General features: G+C 64.3%; 6 protein-coding genes. 5 read left to right on the forward strand and 1 reads right to left on the reverse strand.

Annotated features, from left to right (window positions below; genetic code table 11):
• The 3 genes from carB to QZ609_RS24130 form a co-directional block, all read left to right on the forward strand.
• Nucleotides 1-1,470: carbamoyl-phosphate synthase large subunit (carB, locus tag QZ609_RS24120; protein WP_295500280.1), on the forward strand; the 1,470-nt coding region annotated here is incomplete at its 5' end.
• Nucleotides 1,471-1,666: 196 nt separating this feature from the next.
• Nucleotides 1,667-2,143: a transcription elongation factor GreA gene (greA, locus tag QZ609_RS24125; protein WP_295500283.1), complete on the forward strand. Its 477-nt coding sequence runs from the start codon at nt 1,667-1,669 to the stop codon at nt 2,141-2,143.
• Nucleotides 2,144-2,165: 22 nt separating this feature from the next.
• The gene (locus QZ609_RS24130) at nt 2,166-2,633 is read left to right on the forward strand and encodes a DUF4149 domain-containing protein (RefSeq protein ID WP_295500286.1); all 468 of its coding nucleotides are present in this window, start codon (nt 2,166-2,168) and stop codon (nt 2,631-2,633) included.
• Nucleotides 2,634-2,691: 58 nt separating this feature from the next.
• Here the strand turns inward: QZ609_RS24130 and QZ609_RS24135 are convergent, their stop codons facing one another.
• Nucleotides 2,692-3,192: a YhbY family RNA-binding protein gene (locus tag QZ609_RS24135; RefSeq protein ID WP_295500288.1), complete on the reverse strand. Its 501-nt coding sequence runs from the start codon at nt 3,190-3,192 to the stop codon at nt 2,692-2,694.
• 96 nt (nt 3,193-3,288) lie between these two features.
• Between QZ609_RS24135 and QZ609_RS24140 the strand changes: the two genes are divergently transcribed.
• Nucleotides 3,289-3,954: an RlmE family RNA methyltransferase gene (locus tag QZ609_RS24140; RefSeq protein WP_295500291.1), complete on the forward strand. Its 666-nt coding sequence runs from the start codon at nt 3,289-3,291 to the stop codon at nt 3,952-3,954.
• A 127-nt stretch (nt 3,955-4,081) separates the two neighbouring features.
• On the forward strand, nt 4,082-5,412 hold a 1,331-nt coding region (ftsH, locus tag QZ609_RS24145; protein ID WP_295500293.1), incomplete at its 3' end, for an ATP-dependent zinc metalloprotease FtsH.

A 5,412-nucleotide genomic window follows, 5' to 3' on the forward strand; every position in this document is an offset into this window, starting at 1 on the left:
CTGCGCGAAGACGGGTACGAGACCATCATGGTCAACTGCAACCCGGAAACCGTCTCGACCGACTACGACACCTCCGACCGCCTGTACTTCGAGCCCGTCACGCTGGAAGACGTGCTCGAGATCGTCGACAAGGAGAAGCCGGTCGGCGTGATCGTGCAATACGGCGGCCAGACCCCGCTGAAGCTCGCGCTCGACCTGGAAGCCAACGGCGTGCCCATCATCGGCACCTCGCCGGACATGATCGATGCGGCCGAAGACCGCGAGCGCTTCCAGAAGCTGCTGCAGGAACTCGGCCTGCGCCAGCCGCCCAACCGCACCGCGCGCGCCGAAGAGCAAGCGCTGCGCCTGGCCGAAGAGATCGGCTATCCGCTGGTGGTGCGCCCGTCGTACGTGCTGGGTGGCCGCGCGATGGAAATCGTGCACGAGCCGCGTGAGCTGGAGCGCTACATGCGCGAGGCCGTGAAGGTGTCGAACGACAGCCCCGTGCTGCTCGACCGCTTCCTGAACGACGCCATCGAATGCGACGTCGATTGCCTGTCGGACGGCAAGCGCGTCTTCATCGGCGGCGTGATGGAGCACATCGAGCAGGCTGGCGTGCACTCGGGCGACTCCGCTTGCTCGCTGCCGCCGTACTCGCTGTCGCAAGCCACCGTCGATGAGCTGAAGCGCCAGACCGCCGCCATGGCCAAGGCCCTGAACGTGATCGGCCTGATGAACGTGCAGTTCGCCATCCAGCAGAAGGGCGGCGAAGACATCGTCTATGTGCTGGAAGTGAACCCGCGTGCGTCGCGTACCGTGCCGTACGTGTCGAAGGCGACCAGCATCTCGCTGGCCAAGGTGGCGGCGCGCTGCATGGCCGGCCAGTCGCTGGATTCGCAGGGCATCGAGACCGAAATCGTGCCGGCGTACTACAGCGTCAAGGAAGCCGTGTTCCCGTTCAACAAGTTCCCGGGCGTCGACCCGGTGCTCGGACCGGAAATGCGCTCCACCGGCGAGGTGATGGGCGTCGGCAAGACCTTTGGCGAGGCGCTGTTCAAGAGCCAGCTCGCCGCCGGTTCGCGCCTGCCCGAGAAGGGCACCGTGCTGATGACGGTCAAGGACAGCGACAAGCCGGCAGCGGTGGAAGTCGCCCGCGCGCTGCATACGCTGGGCTACCCGATTGTGGCGACGCGCGGCACGGCCTCGGCCATCGAAGCCGCCGGCATTCCGGTCCGCGTGATCAACAAGGTGAAGGAAGGCCGTCCGCACATCGTCGATATGATCAAGAGCAATGAGATCGCGCTCGTGTTCACGACGGTCGACGAAACGCGTACCGCGATTGCCGATTCGCGCTCCATCCGCCAGGCGGCGCTGGCTCAGCGCGTGACGTACTACACCACCATCGCCGGCGCCCGCGCTGCGGTGGAGGGTCTGAAGCACATGCAGAACCTGGACGTGTATGACCTCCAGGGCCTGCACGCCAGTCTCTAAGGCCCGCGGCAGACTTCGCGGCGCGGCATAGCGTCGCGGCAGAACCTCCCCGGTGGCGGCAGTTGCCGCCACCGGACGGTTCGCCTACACTACAGCGTCCGTGTCAAAACAACGACAGCCGCCGTCAGGCGGGTGTGCGCTACGCGCCCTCCCGCTTCGCAGCGGCTGATTTTTTTGTGATTCCGAATTACTCAACATGAGCACCATTCCGATTACCAAGCGCGGTGCCGAGATGCTGAAAGACGAACTCCAACGTCTGAAGACCAAGGAGCGTCCGTCCGTCGTCACCGCCATCGCCGAGGCACGTGCCCAGGGCGACCTGTCTGAAAACGCAGACTACGATGCCGCCAAGGAGCGCCAGGGCTTTATCGAAGGCCGCATCCTGGAGATCGAATCCAAGCTGGCGGCGGCACAGGTCATCGACCCGTCCTCGCTCGACGCCGAAGGCCGCGTCGTCTTCGGTGCCACTATCGACCTCGAAGACCTGGATTCGGGCAAGCCGGTCACGTACCAGATTGTCGGCGACGATGAGGCCGATCTCGATACCGGCAAGATCTCGATCAGCTCGCCGATCGCCCGTGCGCTGATCGGCAAGCTCGAAGGCGACGTCGCCACCGTGGTCGCCCCGGGTGGCGAGCGCGAGTACGAAGTCCTGGCGGTCAAGTACCTCTAATCCTGATCGGGAACGATTCCCCATGCCACAGCGCTTCTTCCAGTTGCTCGCCACGGTATGGTGCGGATCGCTCTGGACCATCGGCTACATCGTCGCTCCGACGCTGTTTGCCATGCTGGAAGACCGCCAGCTGGCCGGTTCGATTGCCGGCCGCTTGTTTCACGCTGAGGCGTGGATCGGCCTGGCGGCGGGTTGCCTGCTGTTGCTGGCGGCCACGGCGTTGGTCCGGCGCGGGCAGGCGGCTTACAAGTCGCTGCGTTGGCTGGTGTTGGGGATGCTGCTGTGCGTGCTGGTTGGCTATTTTGGTCTGCAGCCGTTCATGGCGTCGCTGCGGGCCCAGGCGGATGCGCTGGGCGTGGCGGTGGGCGATTCGCCATACCGCGCGCAGTTCGGCATGCTGCATGGCGTGTCCAGCGTGTTCTATCTGGTGGAAAGCTTGCTCGGCTTGGCGTTGATCTGGAAGAGCGCTGGGGCTCGGCAGCCCGCCTGAGGCCCCCAAAAAAAGACCGGCTGGATGGCCGGTCGTTTTGTATCAGGCAAGTCCGGAATCAGGACAGTGCCTTCTTCTTCTGGCTGGCTTGGCGCGGCTTGGCCCGCTTGACGTTGCCACCGGCCGTGACGCGCTCGTTGCCGAGCACGCTCAGGCGGACCGGCTTGGGGCGTCGCATGCTGTTCGGATTCGGCTTGCGCACCGTCACGGAGCGCGGGCCGGCGCCGATGGTGGTCTTGCGCGGCGGACGGATGTCCTGCGGCTGGTTTTCCTTGAGATAAGCCGGGCCTTCGCGCCAGATCACCAGCAGCTTGCCGATGTGCTGCACGGGCGCGGCCTGCAGGCGGGCGCAGATGGTGTCGTAGAGTTCGATGCGCGCCTCGCGGTCATCGCCGAAGACGCGGATCTTGATCAGCCCGTGGGCCGCCAGCGAGCGGTCGATCTCGGCCAGGACGGCCTTGGTGAGGCCCTCCGCACCGATGATGACGACCGGATTCAATGCATGCGCTTCCGAGCGCAGTTCCGATCGTTGGGCAGGGGTGAGGGTGAGGGCGGGCATAAATGAGGGCGGGATCGCGCAAATGGACAAACGGCGCGTATTATCCGCCAAAATCAGCCCTAGCCGCCATTTTTAGGCGGCGTGGCAATCAATTCGATGGCAAAGAACAAGTTCAACCAGTCGTGGCTGCACGACCATATCAACGATCCGTACGTGAAGCTGGCGCAGCGCGAGGGCTACCGCGCGCGCGCCGCCTACAAGCTCAAGGAGATCGACGAGCAGGACAAGCTGATCAAGCCCGGCCAGGTCATCGTCGACCTGGGTGCGGCGCCCGGCAGCTGGAGCCAGTACGCGCGCAACAAGCTGGCCGCCTCGCCGCGCGCCAAGGACGGCCGCATCGACGGGGCCATCGTGGCGATCGACATCCTACCGATGGAGCCGGTGGCCGACGTCACCTTTATCCAGGGTGACTTCCGCGAGGAAGAGGTCTTCCAGCAACTGGAAACAATCGTGCTGGAAGCGACCGGCGGCGGCAAAGTCGACCTTGTTTTGTCGGATATGGCCCCCAATCTCTCTGGTGTGGCGTCGGCGGACGCCGCGCGTATGGAGCACATCGCCGAGCTGGCCGTGGAATTTGCCGAGGCGCACCTGAAACCTGAGGGCGCGCTGCTGATCAAATGTTTTCACGGTAGCGGCTATAGTCAGATCGTCGAGTTGTTCAAGCGCCATTTCAAGATCGTGGCGCCGCGCAAGCCCAAGGCCTCCCGCGACAAGTCTTCCGAGACCTTCCTGCTGGGCCGCCAGCTCAAGCATCCGCGCTGACGGACGTTACACAGGGAAGGGCCCGGTGACTGGGTGGCCGGTGGCCTTGCGGGCAATCAACCCGCGGCGGTGTCCGTGCATTACAATGCCAAGCATCCCGTCAAGGCATTTCTAAAGGAGTCTCGCCTTGAATAACAACTGGTTTCAGAAGGCGGCCATCTGGCTGGTGATTGCCTTGGTGCTGTTCACCGTCTTCAAGCAGTTCGACAAGCCCCGCGCCCAAGAGGGTGTGACGTACTCGCAATTCATGGACGATGCGAAGGCCGGCAAGGTCAAGCGTGTTGAAGTCCAGGGGCGCAACCTGCTGGTCACGCCCAACGAAGGCACGAAGTATTCCATCGTCTCGCCGGGCGACATCTGGATGGTCGGCGACCTGATGAAGTACGGCGTGCAGGTGACCGGCAAGGCGGAAGAAGAGCAGAGTGTGCTGCTGACGGTGCTTGGTTACCTCGGCCCGACGCTGCTGATCATCGTGTTCTGGTTCTACATGATGCGGCAGATGCAGGGCGGCGGGAAAGGCGGCGCCTTCTCGTTCGGCAAATCGCGCGCGCGCCTGATCGACGAGAACAACAACACCGTCACGTTTGCTGACGTGGCTGGCTGTGACGAATCGAAGGAAGAAGTCGTCGAACTGGTCGACTTCCTGAAAGATCCTCAGAAATTCCAGAAGCTGGGCGGGCGCATCCCGCGTGGCGTGCTGCTGGTGGGCCCTCCGGGTACCGGTAAGACGCTGCTGGCACGCGCCATCGCTGGTGAGGCCAAGGTGCCGTTCTTCAGCATCTCCGGCTCGGACTTCGTTGAAATGTTCGTCGGCGTGGGCGCGGCCCGCGTGCGCGACATGTTCGAGAACGCCAAGAAGCAGGCGCCGTGCATCGTCTTCATCGACGAAATCGACGCAGTCGGGCGCCACCGTGGCGCCGGCATGGGCGGCGGCAACGACGAGCGCGAGCAGACCCTGAACCAGATGCTGGTCGAGATGGACGGCTTCGAGGCCAACTCGGGCGTTATCGTGATCGCCGCGACCAACCGTGCCGACGTGCTCGACAAGGCGCTGCTGCGTCCGGGCCGCTTCGACCGCCAGGTCTACGTGGGCCTGCCGGACATCCGCGGCCGCGAGCAGATCCTGAAGGTGCACATGCGCAAGGTGCCGATCGGCAACGACGTCGATGCGTCGGTGCTGGCGCGCGGCACGCCGGGCTTCTCGGGTGCCGACCTGGCCAACCTGGTCAACGAGGCTGCACTGTTTGCCGCCCGCCGCAACAAGCGCGTGGTCGACATGCAGGATTTCGAAGACGCGAAGGACAAGATCTACATGGGTCCGGAGCGCAAGTCGGCCGTGATCCGCGAAGAAGAGCGCAAGGCCACGGCATACCACGAGTCGGGCCATGCGGTGGTCGCCAAGCTGCTGCCGAAGGCCGACCCGGTGCACAAGGTCACGATCATGCCGCGCGGCTGGGC

Source organism: uncultured Ralstonia sp. (assembly GCA_913056305.1).
Classification (GTDB): domain Bacteria; phylum Pseudomonadota; class Gammaproteobacteria; order Burkholderiales; family Burkholderiaceae; genus Ralstonia.